17 protein-coding genes and 3 pseudogenes are annotated in these 20,734 nt (G+C 61.5%); 17 read left to right on the forward strand and 3 right to left on the reverse strand.

The features are described from left to right. Positions 1-279 precede the first annotated feature (279 nt). The 5 genes from NKH41_RS22940 to NKH41_RS22960 all read left to right on the forward strand — a co-directional run bounded on the left by NKH41_RS22940 (position 280) and on the right by NKH41_RS22960 (position 2,711). Entirely contained in the window at positions 280-528 is a 249-nt protein-coding gene (locus NKH41_RS22940; RefSeq protein ID WP_352934084.1) for a DUF982 domain-containing protein, read from the forward strand. 401 nt (positions 529-929) lie between these two features. Continuing rightward, positions 930-1,493, forward strand: coding sequence for a DUF2442 domain-containing protein (locus NKH41_RS34190; RefSeq protein WP_502906041.1), 564 nt, complete (start codon positions 930-932; stop codon positions 1,491-1,493). After that, the gene (locus NKH41_RS22950; RefSeq protein WP_352934087.1) at positions 1,493-1,786 is read left to right on the forward strand and encodes a hypothetical protein; all 294 of its coding nucleotides are present in this window, start codon (positions 1,493-1,495) and stop codon (positions 1,784-1,786) included. The genes NKH41_RS34190 and NKH41_RS22950 overlap by 1 nt, the downstream gene beginning before the upstream one ends. Before the next feature lie 37 nt (positions 1,787-1,823). After that, a complete protein-coding gene (locus tag NKH41_RS22955) occupies positions 1,824-2,495 on the forward strand; it encodes a hypothetical protein (protein WP_352934090.1) in 672 nt (223 codons plus the stop codon). Between the two features lie 102 nt (positions 2,496-2,597). Then, positions 2,598-2,711 carry a type II toxin-antitoxin system prevent-host-death family antitoxin gene (locus NKH41_RS22960; protein WP_352785185.1) on the forward strand — a complete coding sequence of 38 codons (114 nt, stop codon included), beginning with the start codon at positions 2,598-2,600 and terminating at the stop codon, positions 2,709-2,711. A gap of 526 nt (positions 2,712-3,237) precedes the next feature. Here the strand turns inward: NKH41_RS22960 and NKH41_RS22965 are convergent. Both NKH41_RS22965 and NKH41_RS22970 read right to left on the reverse strand, forming a co-directional pair. Continuing rightward, complete coding sequence (locus NKH41_RS22965; RefSeq protein ID WP_352934232.1) at positions 3,238-3,570, reverse strand: hypothetical protein; 333 nt, start codon at positions 3,568-3,570, stop codon at positions 3,238-3,240. 16 nt (positions 3,571-3,586) lie between these two features. Beyond that, the gene (locus NKH41_RS22970; protein ID WP_352934093.1) at positions 3,587-4,309 is read right to left on the reverse strand and encodes an Abi family protein; all 723 of its coding nucleotides are present in this window, start codon (positions 4,307-4,309) and stop codon (positions 3,587-3,589) included. A gap of 388 nt (positions 4,310-4,697) precedes the next feature. On the opposite strand from NKH41_RS22970, the gene NKH41_RS22975 reads away from it, so the two are divergent. The 12 genes and pseudogenes from NKH41_RS22975 to NKH41_RS23030 all read left to right on the forward strand — a co-directional run bounded on the left by NKH41_RS22975 (position 4,698) and on the right by NKH41_RS23030 (position 19,941). Beyond that, complete coding sequence (locus tag NKH41_RS22975) at positions 4,698-5,594, forward strand: AbiU2 domain-containing protein (RefSeq protein ID WP_352934095.1); 897 nt, start codon at positions 4,698-4,700, stop codon at positions 5,592-5,594. Positions 5,595-6,726: 1,132 nt separating this feature from the next. Further along, positions 6,727-6,915 (forward strand): hypothetical protein, encoded by a 189-nt coding sequence (locus NKH41_RS22980; RefSeq protein WP_352632958.1) that lies wholly within the window; start codon positions 6,727-6,729, stop codon positions 6,913-6,915. 180 nt (positions 6,916-7,095) lie between these two features. Continuing rightward, positions 7,096-7,995: a DUF3991 and toprim domain-containing protein gene (locus NKH41_RS22985; protein ID WP_352934098.1), complete on the forward strand. Its 900-nt coding sequence runs from the start codon at positions 7,096-7,098 to the stop codon at positions 7,993-7,995. Between the two features lie 321 nt (positions 7,996-8,316). Next, positions 8,317-8,922, forward strand: coding sequence for a DUF1419 domain-containing protein (locus NKH41_RS22990; RefSeq protein WP_352492053.1), 606 nt, complete (start codon positions 8,317-8,319; stop codon positions 8,920-8,922). A 10-nt stretch (positions 8,923-8,932) separates the two neighbouring features. Beyond that, positions 8,933-9,331: a DUF3085 domain-containing protein gene (locus NKH41_RS22995; RefSeq protein WP_352934101.1), complete on the forward strand. Its 399-nt coding sequence runs from the start codon at positions 8,933-8,935 to the stop codon at positions 9,329-9,331. A gap of 86 nt (positions 9,332-9,417) precedes the next feature. After that, positions 9,418-14,480 (forward strand): annotated as a pseudogene (locus NKH41_RS23000) (helicase-like domain-containing protein). Between the two features lie 351 nt (positions 14,481-14,831). Then, entirely contained in the window at positions 14,832-15,020 is a 189-nt protein-coding gene (locus tag NKH41_RS23005; protein WP_352934104.1) for a hypothetical protein, read from the forward strand. Between the two features lie 421 nt (positions 15,021-15,441). After that, a complete protein-coding gene (locus NKH41_RS23010) occupies positions 15,442-15,912 on the forward strand; it encodes a Ros/MucR family transcriptional regulator (protein ID WP_352934107.1) in 471 nt (156 codons plus the stop codon). A gap of 571 nt (positions 15,913-16,483) precedes the next feature. Next, positions 16,484-18,222: pseudogene (locus tag NKH41_RS23015) on the forward strand (ParB N-terminal domain-containing protein). 95 nt (positions 18,223-18,317) lie between these two features. Then, positions 18,318-18,794 carry a UCP036055 family protein gene (locus tag NKH41_RS23020; RefSeq protein ID WP_352934109.1) on the forward strand — a complete coding sequence of 159 codons (477 nt, stop codon included), beginning with the start codon at positions 18,318-18,320 and terminating at the stop codon, positions 18,792-18,794. Next, positions 18,791-19,675 carry a DUF7007 domain-containing protein gene (locus tag NKH41_RS23025; RefSeq protein WP_352934112.1) on the forward strand — a complete coding sequence of 295 codons (885 nt, stop codon included), beginning with the start codon at positions 18,791-18,793 and terminating at the stop codon, positions 19,673-19,675. Before NKH41_RS23020 ends, NKH41_RS23025 begins: the two co-directional genes overlap by 4 nt. Next, positions 19,675-19,941, forward strand: coding sequence for a hypothetical protein (locus tag NKH41_RS23030; protein WP_352934115.1), 267 nt, complete (start codon positions 19,675-19,677; stop codon positions 19,939-19,941). Before NKH41_RS23025 ends, NKH41_RS23030 begins: the two co-directional genes overlap by 1 nt. A gap of 70 nt (positions 19,942-20,011) precedes the next feature. Here the strand turns inward: NKH41_RS23030 and NKH41_RS23035 are convergent. After that, positions 20,012-20,298: pseudogene (locus NKH41_RS23035) on the reverse strand (alkylphosphonate utilization protein). Positions 20,299-20,734: the final 436 nt, after the last annotated feature.

Here is a 20,734-nt window from a genome sequence, read left to right on the forward strand (position 1 = left end):
AAATCCTCAAAATTGTCACTTCAAACGAATGCCAAAATTACTTCACCGAGGCCGGATATGCCCAACCTAAATTCATTCCGCTCTAGGAGGGTACTGTGTCGAGATTTCACAGTTCGCCGAAAGCAAAAGCTTCTCAAAATCAACAGCAAAACGGCAGATCTCGCGCAACCCCCGTCACAAACCAGACCCACTGCATTCGGTCGCTAGTGCCAAGTCCAGCGACGAAGATGCAGCGGAACCACTCGGCTGGCAAAGAAGTGCGACCGAGGAGGCGGAGAGATGATCGGCTTGAGCAGATTTGAGCGGCCAGTGGTTGTTAAGGTTAGCCGTCACAGCTCGGAGCGTGTCGTGTTCGACGTCAATGACGCGGCCGCTATCTTGCTCCGTGATGTTAGTGGTCGGACCGAGAAACGGAAGATAGCGATGGACGCCTGTCGGCAAGTATTGCGTGGCGAGGCTCATCCACCAGCTGCACGAAGAGCTTTCGTCGCAGCCGCGCTCGAAGCAAAAATCCTGCGCAGTGACTAAAAAGTGAAGCCGCGCGATATCGGTTGGCTATGCCCAGGTTCGAGCACCGCGTTCGGCTTCAGCGTCGAGCAGCCGTTCGCCGCGAAGAGCGGCACTGCGATATATTGATGGAAAGGAGAATGGAGTTCGCGCCGCTTGTGCCCCGGAGCGGGTCTCCACACAGACGGCGCAGCAACTGGCTTCGCAGGATCGGCCTCGGAGGATAGGCAGGCCGCTGGTCGCTAACAGCACGACCCGGCAAAGCCGACGGCGCCGAGGTCGAGTTCTCGATGAAGACTTCGATGAGTCGGACCGGATTGTCCTGCATCACCTAAACGTCCAGGCACTCGGGAAAGAGTGTCGCTTGCCGGCCATCCTCGCCCCCGACAAACCGATTTATCCCATGTCGGCTCTTCTGAGACTTGTCCACCGAAATCGGGATTAGCCCGACCGGCCTTGGCCTGCACTGGCCGCAGCTCGATGCCGATGTGGATGTGCCGGCGCTGCTGCAAGGTGTGTTCGGCTCCAAGCGTTGGATGGCCGCGCAAGGTTGCTGGCGGTCTATAAGAACCGCTCGTGGTCTGTTGCGACACACGGAGCGGCCTTTTGCCCGAGAGCCATGCCGGCCTCCTTTCGTCGGCTGGACCAGCAAACAATATGAGAGTTCCGTCTGGATCCAGGGCAATAAAATCTCGTACACCCGAGGCTCTTTCTTGAGCGTCTGGCGAAAAATGCACTCCGGCGGTTGGGAACTCCAGAAAGAACTGCCCGGTCTCGGCTGCGCTGTTGAGGCGGAGAGCAGGTGTTCACGCGCCCGTACATTGCCAACGAACACAGGTTGCGCCGATTCCAAAGCTCGTCGATCGACATTGCGACATTGTTGTCGTCGGCGACAGCGCGGCATGGTTTTCCAGGGCCTGGCGTCAACGCTGGGCGTGACGCTCGTTGATGATCATGCGCTGGCCGTGGCCTGGAGCCGGCGCTGATGGTCATCAAGCCGGCGCTCGGACTTATCCTGCCCGAAGATGAGTTTTCGATCGGCCTGTGTGAAGGCGGCCGGATCGGCAGTATCAGCCACCTGCCAAGGAAACCGGAAGGTCAACAACGATCAGTGGTGATCGCCCGCATCTTTCGTGTTCACAACGTCAGGTCGCATCGGTACCGAGGTCAGAACAGAAGTTCGCGGATTGTTCTGTCAGGGGCCGGTTTCACAGCAACGTATGCACCGGGCCACGATGTGATTCTCGGAGGGCTTCCAAGCGCCGATTTGGCCGGTTAGTATTTGCGGGGGCGCGAACAACGGATGAACGAACGGCATGATGCTGGAAAAACTGCGGGCCTGTTGGGGGTTTACCCCGACTGTCGAAAGGAACGTCGCCCTGGTTGAGGGGTTTCTGAAGGGCAAGCGCTTCGCCGACCTGGCGCAGGAACATGGCTTATCGACATCGAGAGTGCGCCAAATCATTGAGAGGGCCGATCGGCTCGTGGGCGGCGGCATCTTGACCGAGGCTAAACCGTCCAAGGCCTCGCCTCGAACCGAATTCATGGTCGACTATCCGTATGTGTGGAACCTGGCCGAGATGCACCGGCTCGGTAGCGTCACGCCGCATCATTTTTTTACGGAGTTGGAACGCGCGGGATCGCTGGAGCGGCTGGTTGACAAGATGAAACGGTTGCCGAGCCGCGCACGAACAACACGTGAGTTGGCGCGCCTCGTTTGGCTAAAGGAGAAGGGCGAGAGCCCATGGCCCGCAATGAAGCGATCAAGCATTGCGATCGTGCAACCAGGCTACCCAGTCGACTATCCGGACCGCGGCCTTCAATGCCAGCTCGCCTTGGAATCGGCCCTCCAGCAATTGGTTGAGCGCGCAGGGGAATCCGGCTGGACCGAGGACGAGATAGACTGTGCGCTCCTCGAGTTCGCTCGCGTGCGCTTCAAGGGACAGCAACCGAACGGGGCGTTATTTGATCGGGAAGGTACTTCGTGAAGCAGGTAAGTTAGCCACATTGAAAACAGCTATTTCGCCTATTTTATGGGGGAAGATGGAGAGCCACGATAACCAGCTTTACTCGGCAACAAATCCGACGAGGTGGTCGAGGCGGCATACCGAGGGTCTGTCGAGATCACAAAGCGCGGCAAGCGCAAATTTGTGCTCCTGACCGCCGGGCAGTTCGATCGATTGTCGGAACGAAGCGCACATTGAGCGCGTCGTGTCGAAGATCTCAAGGGAGCCGAGCGCGATGAAATTCTCGCTGGCCTGGACGTCGTCACCTTGAGGGATAGCGGAGAATGACCGAGCCTGAACACGCCCACGTCATTCTCTATTCCTATCTGTGGGCGCGAGAATTCGATCGCGGTGAAGAGAGTGGCCGAAAGGCTCGGCCGACTTGCGTGATCGCAATCGTCGCCGGCAAGAACGGCCGCACGCGGCCTCTGCTTTTTCCGATGAGTAACGCTCCGGGACCTGACCGGCGTCGAGATCCCGGAGCCTGAGGCGAAGAGGGTGAAACTCTATCGCGGCCTGGGCCCTCGTGGACGAATTCAATGTCGATGACCTCGCGACCTCATGGGCTTTGGAGTTCACCGTTCCGGTAGGCCAGTTCACGCGACGTTTCATGGCGAAGATTGCGGCTGAGGCAGCGGCAGCCATTCAGGCCAAAAACATTCGCAGCATACCGCGGCAATAATCATCGCACCGCTCGCTGAAATCCGGCGCGTCCCTAACTTGATCAGTACCGACGATGGGCGCGCAGTATTACTCCGGTCGCCTTTCCAGACTCCACATCGATGCCTACAAGGACCTGGATACGCGGCTTCTGCAGGGCCTTCACCGCCAACCCTACCGGTGCAGCTTCATCCATTGAGGCCCAAAGCGCGCCGATGTCGATGCTTTCGATGAGATGAGAAACCTTGTGTTCGGTAAGCGCAATTAACCCGTCGAGTTCCTTCGCCCGGGTAGCAATATAACGTGTCACATCAGCGGACGTGAAGGCACCTGTTGGCCTGCCAGCCCTATCCACACATACGATCGCGTGATGCTTCTCATCGACCAGCCCGATCACATCGTTCAAGGCGGTGTCAGGAGTTACGCTCAAGAACGCTTTGTCGAGCTTCGCAGCGATTTGCCGCAGTACCGTCCCGGCGCGGTCGGGTTCTGACGACCGCGCTCAGCGTGGAGTGATGCCTCATCCACTCTGCGGTCTCTTTGCAGCGCAACTCGGTCAGTCGAACGATCCTTGCATAGATATCCGTGATGTTCATGTCCAGAATTGGCTCGTGATGAGCAACTCGATTCCGGAACGTGTTGATTGGCCTTACGAGGTTCTGGATGTCCTGCCGGCTTTCCCCATGCTGCAGATGGGGGAAGGCCAGGTTGACGGTCGTGCGCCAGAGCGAGCCATACTCAGATCGAAAGAGATTCGACCAGAAATCGAATGTAAGCGTTGCGACAATCTGATCTCGGGAAGCGTTCTGTCCCGCCCGTTGAATGGCCTTGTCGAGAGTCCATAGACCCTCCGGCGTCAAAGTATGATCCCGGAAGGCGGCATCCTGATGCCAGTTCTGCTGAAACTTACTGACGAGGATCTCATCGACGGCATTGCGAAGCGTGACTTCCGCCACGTTGATAGGATACAGGAACGCCTTCGCGACGCGGGCGTTGTAAAGATACAGCGCCAACGCATACTCTTCGTGGTTGCCGCCCTTGGATAGGTAGGTGGCAAACCGTGGCTCAGAGATGGAGGCCCTGATCGCCTGCATCGTGGGTTGCGAGTACAGATAAGGAACTTGACTTTCCGCCATGAAACGAAGATAACTCCCCCAAGCAGTCGAACTGGCCCCACTGGCTTGCCAAGCGCCGTCGACACCGATTTATGTGCACCAGGTCAGGCCAGTCCTCACCTGGTGTTTCATTTTTGGATATCATGCAAGCCTACTTGAGACGAAGCCCGAAGTTATCGTTATGGCTTCGGCCCTGGAGCGCCGCTTTCAATGCGCGCCATCATCGACGGTCGTGATCAGGGGGATTGGTCCAACACCCCTGATAATCGCCATCTTCTATCCCACTGCTGCCGCGCGTCGGCAACGGCAGCTCGCCTGCTTGGATGGTGAAATACGCGAAAACCTGCACGTTATTGCGCCAAATCAGAGTACATGCTGCGAAGTTTATTGACATGATCGAGGTCAATCGATGCAGAGATCGGCACAGCAGATCGAACGCATATCTCGCTGGCGTGAAGCATTTCGCGACGACACGACAGGCATCCACAAAACCGTTCAGGACCTCCTCTGGAACTACGCTGCTTTCCGGACGACGGTAAGGATCGTGCGGCTCGCAAACGAAAGGCGCGAGGCGCGTCCGCCACTCAACCAAATGCTGTTCAACCTTATATCAGAGGGTTACTGGTCGAGCCTGCTTCTAGGCACAAGACGGCTTCTGGACAAAGCGCCCCTCAACGGCCCAAAGGGCGTGTATTCGATCCGCTCTGTCGTAAAGGACGTGGAGACAAGCCGCGAATGGCTCACCCGGAGGATCTACGTCGAGAAGGTGCTGGATGCTCAATACGATCTCGATCGACTACGCCGGGAACAGCATGAGAAACTCACCGCGGCGAAGGGAGGGGTCATCTGGGGCGATCCTGAACTGATGAAGAGCGAAGCCGCGCACCGTCATTTCGATACCCTAAGCGGTGTATCCCACTTGGCACGTAGTCCCGATGATCTCGTCGATCCGGCGATCTTCACCCGGATCGAGGCCCGCCTAGCGGCCCTGGATGGAATCGCGGTGCATGTCAGCACACACGTAGCCCATGCCGGCAACAAGGAGAGCCGCCTTAACAAGCTGCTCGACGATTTTGACGAACGCGATGCGCAAAAGACCCTTAAGCAGCTGAAGGAAGTTGCCGACCTGACCGGGGTCTGGTTTGCAAATGAAGGCGGCACGGGCCTTACAACATATATCGGAGACCAGTTCCAGGGCCTCGATCAGCCGGTTGTACAAAAGGCGGACATCACTGATCTGGCCGAACAGTGGCGTGTGATCGATCGCGAGGTCGCGAACTGGTCAATCGATCCGGCGGGTCTCTGAATGCTGCCTGCCTTTTTGTGCTCCTGACCGCCGAGCAGTTCGATCGATTGTCGGGACGAAGCGCACAGCGGGCGTACCGTGTCGAAGATCTCAAGGGAGCCGAGCGTGATGAAATTCTCGCTGGCCTGGACGCCGTCACCTTGAGGGATAGCGGAGAATGACCGAGCCTGAACACGGCCACATCGCTCTCTATTCCTACCTAGGGGCGGGCGAATTCGATCGCGGTGAAGAAAGTGGCCGAACGGCTCGGCCGACTTGCGTGATGGCAATCGTCGCAGGCAAGGATGGCCGCACGCGGCCTCTGCTTTTTCCCATCACGAATAAGGCCCCGGGACCTGACCGGCGTCGCGTCGAGACCCGGAGACTGAGGCGAAGAGGGCGAAGCTCTATACGCCGGCCTGGGTCATGGTGGACGAATTCAATGTCGATGACCTCGCCACCTCATGGGCTTTGGAGGCCAGCTCACGCGACGTTTCATGGCGAAGCTTGCGGCTGAGGCAGCGGGGCCATTCGGGCCAAAAACATTCGCAGCATACCGCGGCAATAATCATCGCATTGCTCGCTGAAATCCGGCGCGTCCCTCACTTGATCAGTATCGACGAGGGGCGCGCCGGATTACCCCGGTCGCCTTTCCAGCCTCCCCATCGATACCTGCAAGAACCTGGAACGCGGCTTTTGCAGCTCCTTCACCGCCAGTCCTAGGCGACAACGCTATCGGCGGTCAGCCCGATCAGGCTTGATGTGCCTCTCGTATTCTCGGCGGCTATGGTGTTGCCCGGATGGGTTCTTTGTGCGGACGCCACTATCGTGGCGGCGTCGTCGGCACAGGAAGAACGGTTTTTTCGCCTAGACCTAGATAAAGCCGGCATAACTCAGCCGCAAAGTGCCGCAAGCATGAATCCGCGAGGTTTCGTGGCGAGTGACTTGGCTCCAGTGCGGGGTCCATTTCCCGCTCTTTCGGCTTAATTCCCTTGTTCCAGCCCGGACCTTGCCGATCAACCCGCTTCGGGGTCGGACTACGCAAGCGTGCCGTCGCTCAAGGCTTCGCCATCGCGATGATCGCGGTCCCGGCTGGACCCGACGGGCGCCTGTCGAGCGGGGAATGGTCCCCGCGAACACGGGAGCCAAACAAATGTCCCACGAACTCAGCCTCGCTCAGAGCCACGCCTGGAACCTCGCTCGCACCCTGATGACGCCGGTCATCCTGTTCAGGGTCAATGACAACGAGTACGGCGTTCTCCCTGCCGAAGACCTCGACGGCGACGAGGTCGAGGCGATCGCCGAATACTGTCCATACACAGGAGGCCGGCCGGTTCATTGAACCGGCCTCTATGCCACGGCGTGCCGCTTGCGAGCGGCAGGCCGCAAGGGAGGCTGCGCCGCGGCGAAAGCCGCGCCCTTGCGCCCTTTGCTCTTCGCGGCGGTTGGGGAGTGTTCCGCCAATTGTGCGGAACAAATTGACTTGAAGAAAGGCCGGCCGGAAGGCTCTCGGGAGAGAAAAATGGAAAAGACGGATATAGAAGGGCTGCGCGGCCGGGTCGGCTGTGCCGCGGTGCTGGAGACCAGCGGCTTTGCGGTCGACCTCAAGGAAAGCACGCGCAAAGCGGTCAAATACCGTCGTGGCGACGATATCATCATCGTCATCCATGACGGCAAGGGATGGTTCGACCCGTTGTCGGATCGAAAGGGCGATGTCTATTCGCTGGTGCAGCATCTGGATGGCGGCGATTTCCTGGAAGCCCTCTTGCAGGTAGCCTCGCTTGCGGGGTTCGTGCCGAGCGAGCCGGAATGGAAACGACAGTCTCGGGAGACCGAGCCCGACCAGTCGGTTCCGAAGCGATGGGCGGCCCGACGCAAGCCGTGGCGCGGGTCGGCGACCTGGCGCTATCTGCGCGATGAGCGGCACATTCCCGAACAGGTCATCGCGACAGCGATCGCTCAGAACGTTTTGACGGAAGGCCCGCGCGGCAGCATGTGGGCCGCCCACAGCGACGCGGCCGGTCTCGTCACCGGCTGGGAGGAGCGCGGACCGCAATGGCGTGGCTTTGCCGCCGGAGGCGGCAAGGTGTTGTTCCGGTTGGGGACGGCGGAAGCCATCCGCATCTGCGTCAGCGAAGCGGCGATCGACGCCATGAGCCTGGCCGCGATCGAACGGATAAGGCGCGACACGCTGTATGCAAGCACCGGCGGCGGTTGGTCGCCGGCGACGGACACGGCGCTTCGCCTGTTGGCGGGGAGGCCGAACACGCGGCTTGTAGCGGCCACCGACGCCAACCCGCAGGGCGAGGCATTCGTGTCGAGGCTGCGTGAGCTTGCCGGCGAGCTCGCTTGTGACTTTGAGCGGCTGAAGCCGCGCGCCGAAGACTGGAACGCGATGCTGCAGGACGCGGCATCCGCCTGATGGCGCCGATCACTCAACCGGGTGCAGGATTAAAGATCGCCGGCCGTAGTCATGTCCGCTCGAAAAGGTGCGCACGTTGCCATGACAGTCGGTTCGCACCACCAAATTGGGGAGGGCAAGATGGGAAAGGTAGAAAAGAAAATCCGGCTGCCGCATGCCCGCCGGTCGCGTGCAAGGGTGAAACTTCGCCCGGCTGCGCCGGCCCTTGACCCGCCCGGACTGAGAGGCGGCCGCAGGGGAGGGGTCATGAAGGGCTGAAGATGATGGGCATCCACGAGGGTGCTGCGCGCTCAGGCCCGACGAGGCTGAAGGAGCCCCCAAATGAACCCCTTTTTTCCCAATCGTAAAGTCTACCAGGGCATCGCCGACCGCCGGCAGATGTTTCGCATGTTCGATCGCCATGCGCAGCGCCCGGAACGAGATCACGTCGATGCCGGATCTCTTTATAGCGGGGAGTGGTTCGAAGTCGGCCCCGTCGAGCACGACTACATGCTGGAGATCCTGCCACCGCTCTGGATGCGAGGCGAGATGTTCGCGCTGCGCGAGTTCCTTACCGATAGCATTACCAGCGTCTTCTACACGCTGCGCATCGACGGCAGAACGCGTTACTTCCATGCCTATTGCGATCTGAATGTGGCGCGATCGCCTGCCAAAATGCGCGATGCTATCGTCGAGCGCGAGACCTGGCCGGTGAAGGCGATGACGCGCGAAGAGCGGCTGGAGCATATCTGGAGCGCCACGCACGACGAGTACCGTGGCTATGCCGGGGACCGCTGGCTGCCGGAGCATTGCGGCAAGCGCACGGTGCTCTGTTATGGCGGCCGGCAGGGCGCCATGCCGAAGCTGCTCGACGAGCTCACCGATGATGAGATCGCGGCGAAGCTGCCGGTGCATCTGCGCCACCTTCCCCTGGCCGTTGCCGCGTGAGGGGGATGCGATGTTCACTTTTCCCATTCTTGCAGTTCGCAAGGTCATCGAACGCGGAAAAACCGATGCCGCCAACAACGGCGGTTTTCGCAATCCCTATTATGGCCTCAAGCCCGGTCAGGGCGAGATCCCCGGCCTGTGGCTGGTTGGAGACCAAGGTGTCTACCTATTGTCGAACGGAAAACTCGCAGACGGCGAGCGCCCGCTCGTCCTCTATTCCGAAGAATGCCACCCGATCGGCAACCCCGACTGGTTTCACTACAAGCAGCGCCATTTCGGTGGCGACGACGGCATGGAATTCATCGAAGCCGAGCAACTGATCCCGCTGTTCGATCGCAACCTTCGCTGCACGCATCTCAACGTGCAACTCACCGAGACCGAAGTCTCGCTCTCGCTGATCGCCCGCTAACCCCCAGCAAACCTGCCAGCCCTTTCACGCGGACGCCAACGCCGTCCGCCCGATCGTGCTCGCCCTCAAATCCAAGGAGATTTCCCATGGCTCATGACGACCCCTTTACCATCGACCTGTTCGGCAGCACGGCAATTTCGTCCGGCCTTGGCCTTGGCGTCACGGCCTTCGCGGCTGACTTCGGGCCGGGCGATGAAGATGATCCCGATTCTTCCGCGCCTTCGCCGGTCACGCCGGCGGTTGCAGCCATCCAACCGACGTCGAAGCCTCGACGGATTCATGGACTGAACTTTCATCTTGCCGGCGATCGTGGGCTGGCCCGTGGCTGGAAAGATCGGGCCCGCGACAACATCGCTTCGATCAGGCTCGCCGCCGAGATCGAGGCCGATGAGCGTCCTGCCACGCGTGAGGAGCAGGAGCGGCTGATCCGGTTCACCGGCTTCGGCGCGTCCGACCTTGCCAATGGTGTCTTCCGCCGCCCCGGCGAGCTCGAATTCCGTAAGGGCTGGGACGAGATCGGCTCGGACCTGGAAGATGCCGTCGGCGAGATCGACTATGCCTCGCTCGCACGCTGCACCCAATATGCCCACTTCACGCCTGAGTTCATCATCCGGGCGATCTGGTCAGGTCTCCAGCGTCTCGGATGGCGCGGCGGTCGGGTTCTTGAACCTGGCGTTGGGACCGGCCTGTTTCCGGCGCTGATGCCCCAGTCCCTGCGCGGCGTCTCCCACGTCACCGGGATTGAGTTCGATCCCGTCACCGCGCGCATCGCCCGGCTGTTGCAGCCGCAAGCGCGGATCATAGCCGGCGATTTCGCCCGAACCGACCTGCCGGCGAGCTTCGATCTCGCCATCGGCAATCCGCCGTTTTCGGATCGAACCGTGCGCTCCGATCGGGCATATCGGTCGATGGCATTGCGGCTGCATGACTATTTTATCGCGCGCTCCGTCGACCTGTTGAAGCCGGGGGCATTCGCCGCCTTTGTGACCAGCTGCGGCACGCTTGATAAGGCGGACACGACCGCGCGCGAGCATATCGCGAAGACCGCCGACCTGATTGCCGCCATCCGCCTGCCCGAGGGCAGTTTCCGGGCCGACGCCGGGACGGATGTCGTGGTCGACATCCTGTTCTTCCGCAAGCGCAAGATCGGCGAGCCAGAGGGCGGCCTGTCATGGCTCGAGACCGAAGAAGTTCGGGCCGCGACGGAGGATGAGAGCGCGATCCGCGTGAACCGCTGGTTGGCGCGCCACCCGGATTTCGTGCTCGGCACCCATGCCACTGTCCCGGGGCCCTACGGCGAGGCCTATTCCTGCCTGCCCCATCCCGGTGTCGATCTGGAGCGGGCGCTCACCGCAGCGATCTTCCTCCTTCCGGATGCCATTTATGACGGCGAGCCGGACGAGATTGATCATGACGCCGAGCCCGGTGCCGATATCGTCGATGACTTGCCGGAAGGCGCCGGCGTGCGCGAGGGCAGTTTCTTCGTCGCGAAAAATACCGCCCTCGTGCAGATGATCGATGGCGCTGCCGTGACCATCACCATACGCAAGGGCAGGGCGAGCGAAGGCGTGCCGGAAAAGCACGCGCGTATCATCCGCAAATTGATCCCCATCCGTGATGCCGTGCGCGAAGTCCTGAAGGCCCAGGAGTTCGACCGGCCCTGGAAGCCGGCCCAAGTCAGGCTGCGCATCGCCTGGTCGAATTTTGTGCGGGCATTCGGCCCCATCAACACGACCGTCGTTTCCACCAGCGAGGACACCGAGACCGGCGAGGTCCGCGAAGTGCATCGCCGGCCGAACCTGCAGCCCTTCCTTGACGATCCCGATTGCTGGCTGGTGGCTTCCATCAGGACTACGATCTCGAAACCAATACGGCCCGGCCGGGTCCGATTTTCACCGAGCGCGTCATCGCGCCGCCCGCGGCACCCATCATCACAAGTGCTGCCGATGCGCTTGCCGTCGTCCTCAACGAACGCGGCCATGTCGACGTCGATCAGATCGCCGAGCTGCTGCACGCCGATGCCGAAGCAGTCATCGCCGAACTCGGCGACGCCGTCTACCGCGATCCCGAGACCGGTTCCTGGCAAACAGCCGACGCTTATCTCTCCGGCCAGGTCCGCGACAAGCTCAACGCCGCAAAAACCGCTGCCGCCCTCGACCCCGTCTTCGAGCGCAATGTCCGTGCCTTGGTCGAGGTTCAGCCGGCCGATCTTCGGCCTTCCGACATTACCGCCCGTCTTGGCGCACCATGGATCCCCGCCGCCGATGTTGCCGCCTTCGTCAAGGAGACGATGGGCGCCGAGATCAGGATCCATCATATGCCGGAGCTGGCATCGTGGACGGTAGAGGCGCGGCAATTGGGATGGATGGCGGCCGGCACGTCCGAATGGGGCACCGATCGCCGTCATGCAGGCGAGCTCCTGGCCGACGCGCTGAACAGCCGGGTGCCGCAGATCTTCGATACGGTGAAGGAGGGCCAGGCTGAAAAGCGCGTGCTCAATGTCGTGGATACGGAAGCCGCCAAGGAAAAGCTGCAGAAGATCAAGACCGCTTTCCAGAACTGGATCTGGTCCGATCCCGACCGGACGGATCGGCTGGCGCGGGTCTATAATGACCGCTTCAACAACATCGCCCCCCGAAGATTCAACGGGGAACACCTGCAACTTCCAGGCGCCTCCGGCGCCTTTTCTCTTTATGGGCACCAGAAGCGCGGCATCTGGCGCATCGTCTCGGCCGGCTCGACCTACCTCGCCCATGCCGTCGGCGCCGGCAAGACCATGACGATTGCCGCGGGCGTCATGGAGCAGCGCCGGCTTGGCCTGATCGCCAAGGCCATGTTGGTCGTTCCCGGCCATTGCCTTGCACAGATGGCTCGCGAATTTCTGGCGCTCTACCCGACCGCGCGAATCCTGGTGGCCGACGAGACGAATTTTTCTTTAGCCAAGCGACATCGCTTCCTGTCACGGGCGGCGACCGCTGCTTGGGACGCGATCATCATCACGCACAGCGCCTTCCGCTTCATCGGCGTGCCGTCGGCATTCGAGCAACAGATGATCCACGACGAACTGGAACTCTACGAGACGTTGCTGACCAAGGTCGAGAGCGACGACCGCGTTTCGCGCAAGCGCCTCGAGCGGCTGAAGGAGGGGCTTAAGGAACGGCTGGAGGCGCTGGCGACCCGCAAGGACGACCTGCTCACCATCTCCGAGATCGGCGTCGACCAGATCATCGTCGATGAAGCCCAGGAGTTCAGGAAGCTCAGCTTCGCCACCAACATGTCGACGCTCAAGGGCGTCGATCCGAACGGCTCGCAGCGGGCCTGGGACCTTTATGTCAAATCCCGGTTCGTGGAGACGAAGAACCCGGGCCGGGCGCTCGTGCTGGCGTCCGGCACGCCGATCACCAACACGCTTGGCGAGATGTTCTCGGTGCAGCGCTATCTCGGTTACGAGGCGCTGCTTCAGCGCGGCCTGCACGAATTCGACGCCTGGGCTTCGACCTTCGGCGACGTCACGACTGAACTCGAATTGCAGCCATCCGGCAAATACAAGCCGGTGACGCGCTTCGCCACCTTCGTCAACGTGCCGGAGCTGATCGCAATGTTCCGCTCCTTCGCGGATGTGGTGATGCCGCAAGACCTTCGCGACTATGTGAAGGTGCCGGCGCTTTCGACCGGCGCGCGTCAGATCATCACCGCCAAGCCGTCCGCGGCCTTCAAGCGCTACCAGATGGTGCTCGACGCCCGCATCAAGGCGATCGAGGAACGCGACGGTCCGGCAGAAGCCGGTGACGACATCCTGCTGTCGGTTATCACCGATGGCCGGCACGCTGCTATCGACCTGCGCCTGGTTGATCCCGACAATGACAATGAGCCGGACAACAAGCTCAACGATCTGATCGGCAATGCCTTCCGTATCTGGCAAGAAACAGCGCAAAGCAGCTATGTCCGCGCCGACGGCAAGCCGTTCGAGCTTCCTGGCGCAGCGCAGATGATTTTTTCCGATCTCGGCACGATCAGCGTCGAGAAAACCAGAGGCTTTTCGGCCTATCGCTGGATCAGGGACGAACTGGTCCGCAGGGGCGTTCCGGCATCGGAAATTGCGTTCATGCAGGATTTCAAGAAGTCGGAGGCCAAGCAGCGCCTGTTCGGTGATGTGTGGGCCGGAAAAATCCGGTTCCTGGTCGGCTCTTCCGACACGATGGGCACCGGCGTCAACGCGCAGCTCCGCCTCAAGGCGCTGCATCACCTCGATGTGCCGTGGCTTCCCTCCCAGATCGAGCAGCGTGAAGGTCGTATCCTGCGGCAGGGCAACCAGCACGATGTCGTCGATATCTTCGCCTACGCCACGGAAGGATCGATGGACGCCCAGATGTGGCAGAACAACGAGCGCAAGGCCCGGTTCATCGCGGCCGCCCTCTCCGGAGACACGTCCATTCGGCGGTTGGAGGATATGGGTGAGGGGCAGGCCAACCAGTTCGCGATGGCCAAGGCGATCGCCTCGGGCGATCCACGTCTGATGCAGAAGGCAGGTCTGGAGGCGGACATTGCCCGTCTGGAGCGCCTTCGCGCGGCCCACATTGATGATGAGCACGCCGTTCGACGGCAGATCCGCGACGCCGAGCGCGATATCGAATACGCGACCCGGCGCATCGGCGAGGTGGCCAAGGATATCGAGCGCCTCGTGCCGACGACCGGCGATGGGTTCCGCATGGTGGTCGGGGGCGACGCGTTCACGGAGCGCAAACTCGCCGGTCGTGCGCTGATGAAGGAAATCCTGACACTCGTGCAGCTTCAGCAGGAGGGCGAAACCACTATTGCCTCCATCGGCGGGTTCGGTTTGGCATTTTCCGGCGAGCGTTTCGGCAAGGACGGCTACCGCTATGCCACCATGCTGATGCGCACCGGCGCCGATTATGAAATCGAGCTGCCGGTGACCACCACGCCGCTTGGTGCGATTTCTCGCCTCGAGCATGCCTTGGCCGGCTTCGAGAGCGAGCAGGTACAATACCGCCAGCGTCTTGAGGATGCCGACTTCAGGCTCACCTCCTATCGCTCGCGTCAGGGCGGCGAGTTCGGATTCTCTGGTGAACTGGCTGAGAAGCGCCGGCAGCTTGCGGAAATCGAAAACGATCTTGCGTCTTTCGATTGATGGCCAGGATCCGCGTGCAGCCGCATAGCAGGCTCGATACAGGCTGCCGCTCATGTCAGTCATTGACCGGCGGCAAAGGTTCAAGGTGGCTCGGGTGCAGGCGATGCAGAGGCGCGCCGAACTGCTTACCCATGTTGATGCCACGTTTCGGTCATGCTCGGCTCCGGCCAGCCAGACCACATGACGTAACGTCAAGAATCAGCTAACTGGATCATCGCGGCGGACCTGATTGGACCGTCCGGCCGGCGCCTGCCAGAGCCCCCCGCAAAAGTAGGCGCCGGCCTTTTAGCGCTTGAAAGGCGAGCACTCATATTGTTCGTCTTGTCCCCATCCAGACACGAGGCAGTTGCGATGGACGACACCAAAGGCGGCGCAAAGCACACGTCCGTTGAGATAGTCGAGGCGCTGGCCGAGTGGTTCGTCCGTGTTGTTGGGAACGGCGAAGAACTTACCCGATCATGCGACTTAGAATCGGTCGCCCTTGCGTTCGCGGAAGGCCAGCGGATACGCCTGGGGCTTAAGGACTTCAAGCGCGTCTGACCCGACTTCCGCGTTCGCACCATAGCCGCCTAAGTTCAGTCTGCTATTGATCCGCTGCGGGGCTGCCCTATGTCGTGCCGATCAACTTCCGTTCTTCACCATACGACGGCAGGACCAAAGTCTTGCGCAATGCGAGCAAAGGTCTGACGTAACCGCTTTGGTTCCGTACTTGTCCGTTGGACGTTCCGTTATTTTAGCTAATCGGCATGTAATCGGCCCGTCACTTAGATGGCTGACGGGCCGCTTGTTTTTTGGTCTACTGCTTAGTCGCGGCCAAAAAGAACGCGTCAAATTTTGGCGTCGTTCTTGCCCAGCGCCGCAATGCCGGATGCCATCATTGGCTTAGAATAGATCATGCCCGGTTGCGTACTGGACATTGCTCAAATAGAGATGGGACAAATCAGACAAAAGGACCGACACATTGACAGAAGAATCCGGCCGCCGCGCCGCCGAACTAGCCGAGCTTACTGCGGAGATTGTGTCCGCCTACGTAAGTAAGAACCCTGTACCGGCTACCGGCCTGCCTGAACTAATCGCATCCGTGCACATGTCTCTGTCCGGGCTTGGTACGCCGATCGCGCCTGTCGTTGAGCCGCAAACTCCCGCGGTCAACCCGAAGAAGTCGGTGACGCCAGACTTCATTATCTGCCTCGAAGACGGCAAGAAGTTCAAATCCCTGAAGCGGCACCTTAGCACGGACTTCGGTCTGACGCCGGACGCCTATCGCGAGAAGTGGGGCTTGCCGCGCGACTATCCGATGACGGCTCCGAATTACGCCGCTCAGCGCTCGCAACTGGCGAAGTCCATCGGGCTTGGACGCAAGGCTGAACCCGTCACACCAGCCAAGAAGGCACCCGCGAAGCGGAAAGCCAAAGTGTCCGCCACCACCTGACGCTACGTAACGACTCAGCTATGTCAAGGCGCGGCGGATCCCAATCCCGCCCGTGGCCGGCGCCATTCGGATAAGCTCCAGCGAGGGCGCCGGCCTTTGTTCTTAGCGTGGCGGAACTCGCCGGGCGAAGAAACCCCAGCCACCTCAAGCCCGGCGAGCCTAGACCTGATCAAAGTACGCGATCAGGACCGGGATCCACCGGCACCACGACCGAAGCAAGCGCAATGCCAACACTTTGGTCCCGAAATGGGACAATGCCGGGTTCCCTCGCTAGCACCCGGGTTTCTCTTCAGAAAAACCAACGTAGAACAAAAACCCTGTGAGCTTAGGAATAAAACCCGCTCGCAGATCGGGCGGGCCGCTGACGCTGGCGTTCAACCGCGCCGCTCGCGATCCCGGCCGCGTCGTCCTGCGCAGGGCTGTTAGCCCCGCTCGGCCAGCCGGGCAGGGATGCTCGGCCGCAGGTGCACCGGCCCGCCCGCTCCGCGGGCCGGGGGATGTCTTCAGGAAGAAGACGAGGAAGGACGCAGCGATCAGCGGTGTCCCGCAAAACCCTTGAAGGAGCATCCCCATGGAACTGAAGTTTGTCGACCCGCGCGCGCTGAAGGATAACCCTGACAAGGCGCGACGCTCGAAGTCGAGTCCGCAGGCCGACGCGCTGCTGCTGGCTACGATCCGTGCCGTCGGCATCGTGCAGCCGCCTGTCGTCGCGCTGGAGACCGATGGCGGCAATGGCTACGTCATCGATGCCGGCCATCGTCGGGTGAGCAGGCGATCGCGGCCGGTCTCGAAGAGATCGCCGTGCTGGTGATCGAGAGGGCCGAGGATGGCGGCGCCATGCGCTCGCTAGCGGAAACGCTCGCTCACGAGCAGCTCAATCCCGTCGACCAATGGCGTGCGATCGAGCGACTGGTCGCGCTCGGCTGGACCGAGGAAGCGATCGCCGTCGCTTTGGCGCTGCCCGTCCGCCAGATCAGGAAGCTGCGCCTGCTGGCCAACGTTCTGCCGGCCATGTTGGAGCAGATGGCCAAGGGCGACATGCCCAACGAGCAGCAGTTGCGCACCATCGCCTCGGCTTCGCTTGATGAACAGAAGGAGGTCTGGAAGAAGCACAAGCCCTCCAAGGCCGATCCCCAGGTGTCGTGGTGGAGCGTTGCGCAGGGCCTGACGAAGCGCCGCATGTACGCGCGCGACGCTAGCTTCGGTGACGATCTCGCCCAGGCCTACGGCATTGCCTGGGTCGAGGACCTGTTCGCTCCGACCGACGAGGATAGCCGCTACACGACGGATGTCGAGGCCTTTCTTGGCGCCCAGCAGGAGTGGATGGCAAACGCTGTGCCCAAGCGTGGCGTGATCGTGGAAGCCGGTCAGTGGGGCGAGCCGAAGCTGCCGGCCAAGGCCGAGCGTCTGTACGGTAAGGCGTCGAAATCCGATCACACCGCCATGTATCTCGACCGCGACGGCAAGGTGCAGTCGGTCGCGTATCGTATGCCGGCGGTCAAAAAGTCCAGGGACAAGAATGGCGCTGATGTCGAGGCCGATGGCGATGATACGGTCGTTACGGCCAAGCCGCGTCCGGACGTGACGCGCAAAGGCATGGAGATGATAGGCGACCTTCGTACCGACGCACTGCACGAGGCGCTGTCGCGCGCACCGATCGAGGACGACATGCTGATGGCGCTGCTCGTTCTCGCCTTCGCCGGCCAAAATGTGACAGTGGCATCTGGCGCCCGCGACATCTCCTATTACGGGGCGGCAGGCCTCGGCGAACATGCCGCGCGCCTGTTCGACCAGGAGGGCAAGCTCGCGTTCGACATGGACACGCTGCGCATTGCCGTGCGTTCCCTGCTGATCGACGTTCTGTCCTGCAGGGAAAATCGCTCGGACAGCGGCGTTGTCGCCCGTGTCGCCGGCGACGTCATCGCCGCCGACAGCTTCCTGGCCAACATGGGGACGGAGGATTTCCTGTCATGCCTGTCGCGGCAGGCATTGGAAAGCGCCTGCGCGGATACATCCGTCCTGCCCCGTCAGAAGGTCAAGGATACCCGTGCGGCCCTTGTCGAGCATTTCAAGGAAGGCCGCTTCGTCCACCCGTCGGCGCTGTTTGCGCCCACTCCGGAAAAGCTGACCTCCTGGCTGAAGAAGAACCAAGCCAGGGAACAGCCTGACGGCACGCTGGAGGACCAGGACGAGCTCGATGGCGATGCGATCGTCGATCCTGCACATGACCATGTCGGCGACGATGACGCTGCGCAGGACGAGGACCTCACTGACGAACAGATCGAGCCTTACAAGGTGGCCGCCGAGTAGGCGGCTGCGCCTTACCTTTCCCCGAACGATCATTCCGCCGCCGGCACATCACCGGCGGCGGTTCTGTTTCCACCATCAGCACCACGGAGAAAACGATGTCCGCCCAATTGATCTATGACCTTGTTCCACTCGCATCCGTCGTGACGTATTCCGACGGATCCCCACGCCCGCCAGAGCGGCATCGCAAGAAGCTCGCAGCCTGGGAAAATCGCAACGGCGGCGGTCGCCTGATCCGCAAACAGGCCGAGGCCCGCGTCGGCAGTACGACGCTGCCCGCCTCGATCACCCTGCACAAGGGCGACTATGGCAGTCAGGGAACCATTGTGCTGCGCGTCCACCAGACGTTTTCGGTGAACAGCGACCTGAAGTTTTCGGTCAAGGAGCGACCCGCAATCGGCTCCGTCCTGGTGCTCGACCGCGCCGGCGCCGATGCGGAGCTTGTCCATCTTGCCGCCAATCGCGCGGCCGCCGAGGAATGGCTTACCCGCCACGACTATCCCAACGCCGTGTTGCAGCAAGCCACGGCCGACACCGTAGCGGCGGAACCTGTGGAGGGGAGGACGGCACCATGACTGCGCGGACTTCTGAAACCCATGTCGTCGAAACCCCCGGTTTTCCGGGAGTTTCTTTTGGGCGAAGCGCCGATGGGCTTTGCGTTGCCACTGTCGGCGAGCACGCCTTCGCCATGGCTCCAGCCCGTGATGGCCGGCACTATCTTGTCACAGGCTGGCGTATCCGCCGGCCCATGGCCGAATGGACGCGCGGCGATTTCTACGGCCATGTCGGTGAGCTTGCGGATGAGGCGGCGTTTCGCGCGCATGTCGAGGAGAGCGCCCTCCACCAGCAGCAGCGCGCGGCTCTCGGACGTCGCGAAATCCACTCCCGAGCCCACACGCCATGGGGAACGTCGCAGGGAGCGACCGTCTATGCCGAGGGCGTCGTGGCTCACTCGACGGCAGGCCATGGCGGGTTCCATCTGTCGGCGGAGCGAAATCGCAAAGTCCATGAGATGCTCCGTGCCAATGATGGCTGGTATGAAGAGGACTGCCATTGGGCGGCCGTCGCCCAAGCCTTCCCCCAACTCTTCACGGACTTCGAGAGGGCTTGTGCGGAAAAGTCGATCCGCGACTGGTACCCGGATGCCTGGGAGGCGATCCACGGGAGGGTTCTCGAACCCGGCCAATCCGCGAAAAAGGACGAGCGGGCATTTTTCGAGAAGCATACCGATGACTGGATCGTGGTGTCGGCGATCCGTTCCGGGCACCAGCCCGGTTTCACCGAGGTTATCGCGACCCCTGGCGGCAGGCGCGGAGCGGGCACGGAGGAACGTCGCTTTCTCGTTGCGACCGACGAATACCATGTCGGCCGCTTTGGATTCGTCATCGATGTTGCGCGCCACCGCGTCTATGGCGGGCCCTCGAGCTTCATGGATTGGCAGGGGAGGGACACATAATGTCTGTCCCCGATCGCCGCGCACAGCTCTTTCGCATGGAGGAGGCTCGGCGCCACACACAGCGCCAGCTCGATATGATCGACCGGCAGATCATGAGGCAGATGACGGCGATCATTCCGCAATTAAAGCTCCAGCGTATCGGCCACCGACGCCGAAACCCTACTGATGCCCGGGCCTTTCTCGAAAGGTATCGATCGAACCTTGCCGCGATCACACAGGAAAGGCAGCACGAAATCGATGCGCTCTCGCGCAAACTGGCCAGGTAGGACGCTGCAATCGCAGCACTGCGTGACAGGATCCCGCAGGACCTGCTGCGTGCCTGATACTGGTGTCTGCTCAGCGCTTGCGTACGAATTCGCTTCGCAACACCAGCCCCTTGATCGCACGCGATTTTCGGTGAGCCGGATCGACTTGATCACGGTCCCCTGCTTCAGGGTCTGGCCGGCACCCTTGACCTTGAGGTCCTTGACGAGGACGACGGAGTCGCCATCGGCGAGCACGTTGCCGGCGGCATCGCGCACTTCGATGCTGCCGGCGGAAGCTGCAATGGCAGCCATCTCCGACGCTGGTCGCCATTCCCCTGTTGCGTCGTCATAGACGTAGTCGTCGTTGTGACCGGTCATCGCTGCCCTCGCCTCGAGATTAAATACAGTGCGCTGCCAGCCCGACATGGGAGCAGGCCAAAGAGTTGATCCGCAGCGGCGGACCGGCGCAGCTCATCTATACCAGCAGGAGCCGGCGTTCAAACCACTGTCGACCCTCGCGCAGCCTTGCGGGCAGGCGGATCGTGTGGACGCGGGAATTGAACACTGCATTTCCTCGTGCATACCGATATCCGAATTCATCCCTTGCCGGTCTTCACGGCGGGTTTGCTGCGGTCTGAACCGGCGGCTGTCCGCTTCAAGGCCGCTATCGCGCCGCGGGGCGGCCGGATCCCGCCGATCTCGGCAAGGCGGCCCGCGTCCCGCGCAGGGCCAGTGAAGAACTGACCCCGCTTGTCCGCAAGCCAACCTCGCTCGCCTGGCAGGCTCCGGACCCTGAAGCCTCCAGCTTCCGCCG

The sequence above is a fragment of the Mesorhizobium sp. M1169 genome, from assembly GCF_040318345.1.
Classification (GTDB): Bacteria; Pseudomonadota; Alphaproteobacteria; order Rhizobiales; family Rhizobiaceae; genus Mesorhizobium.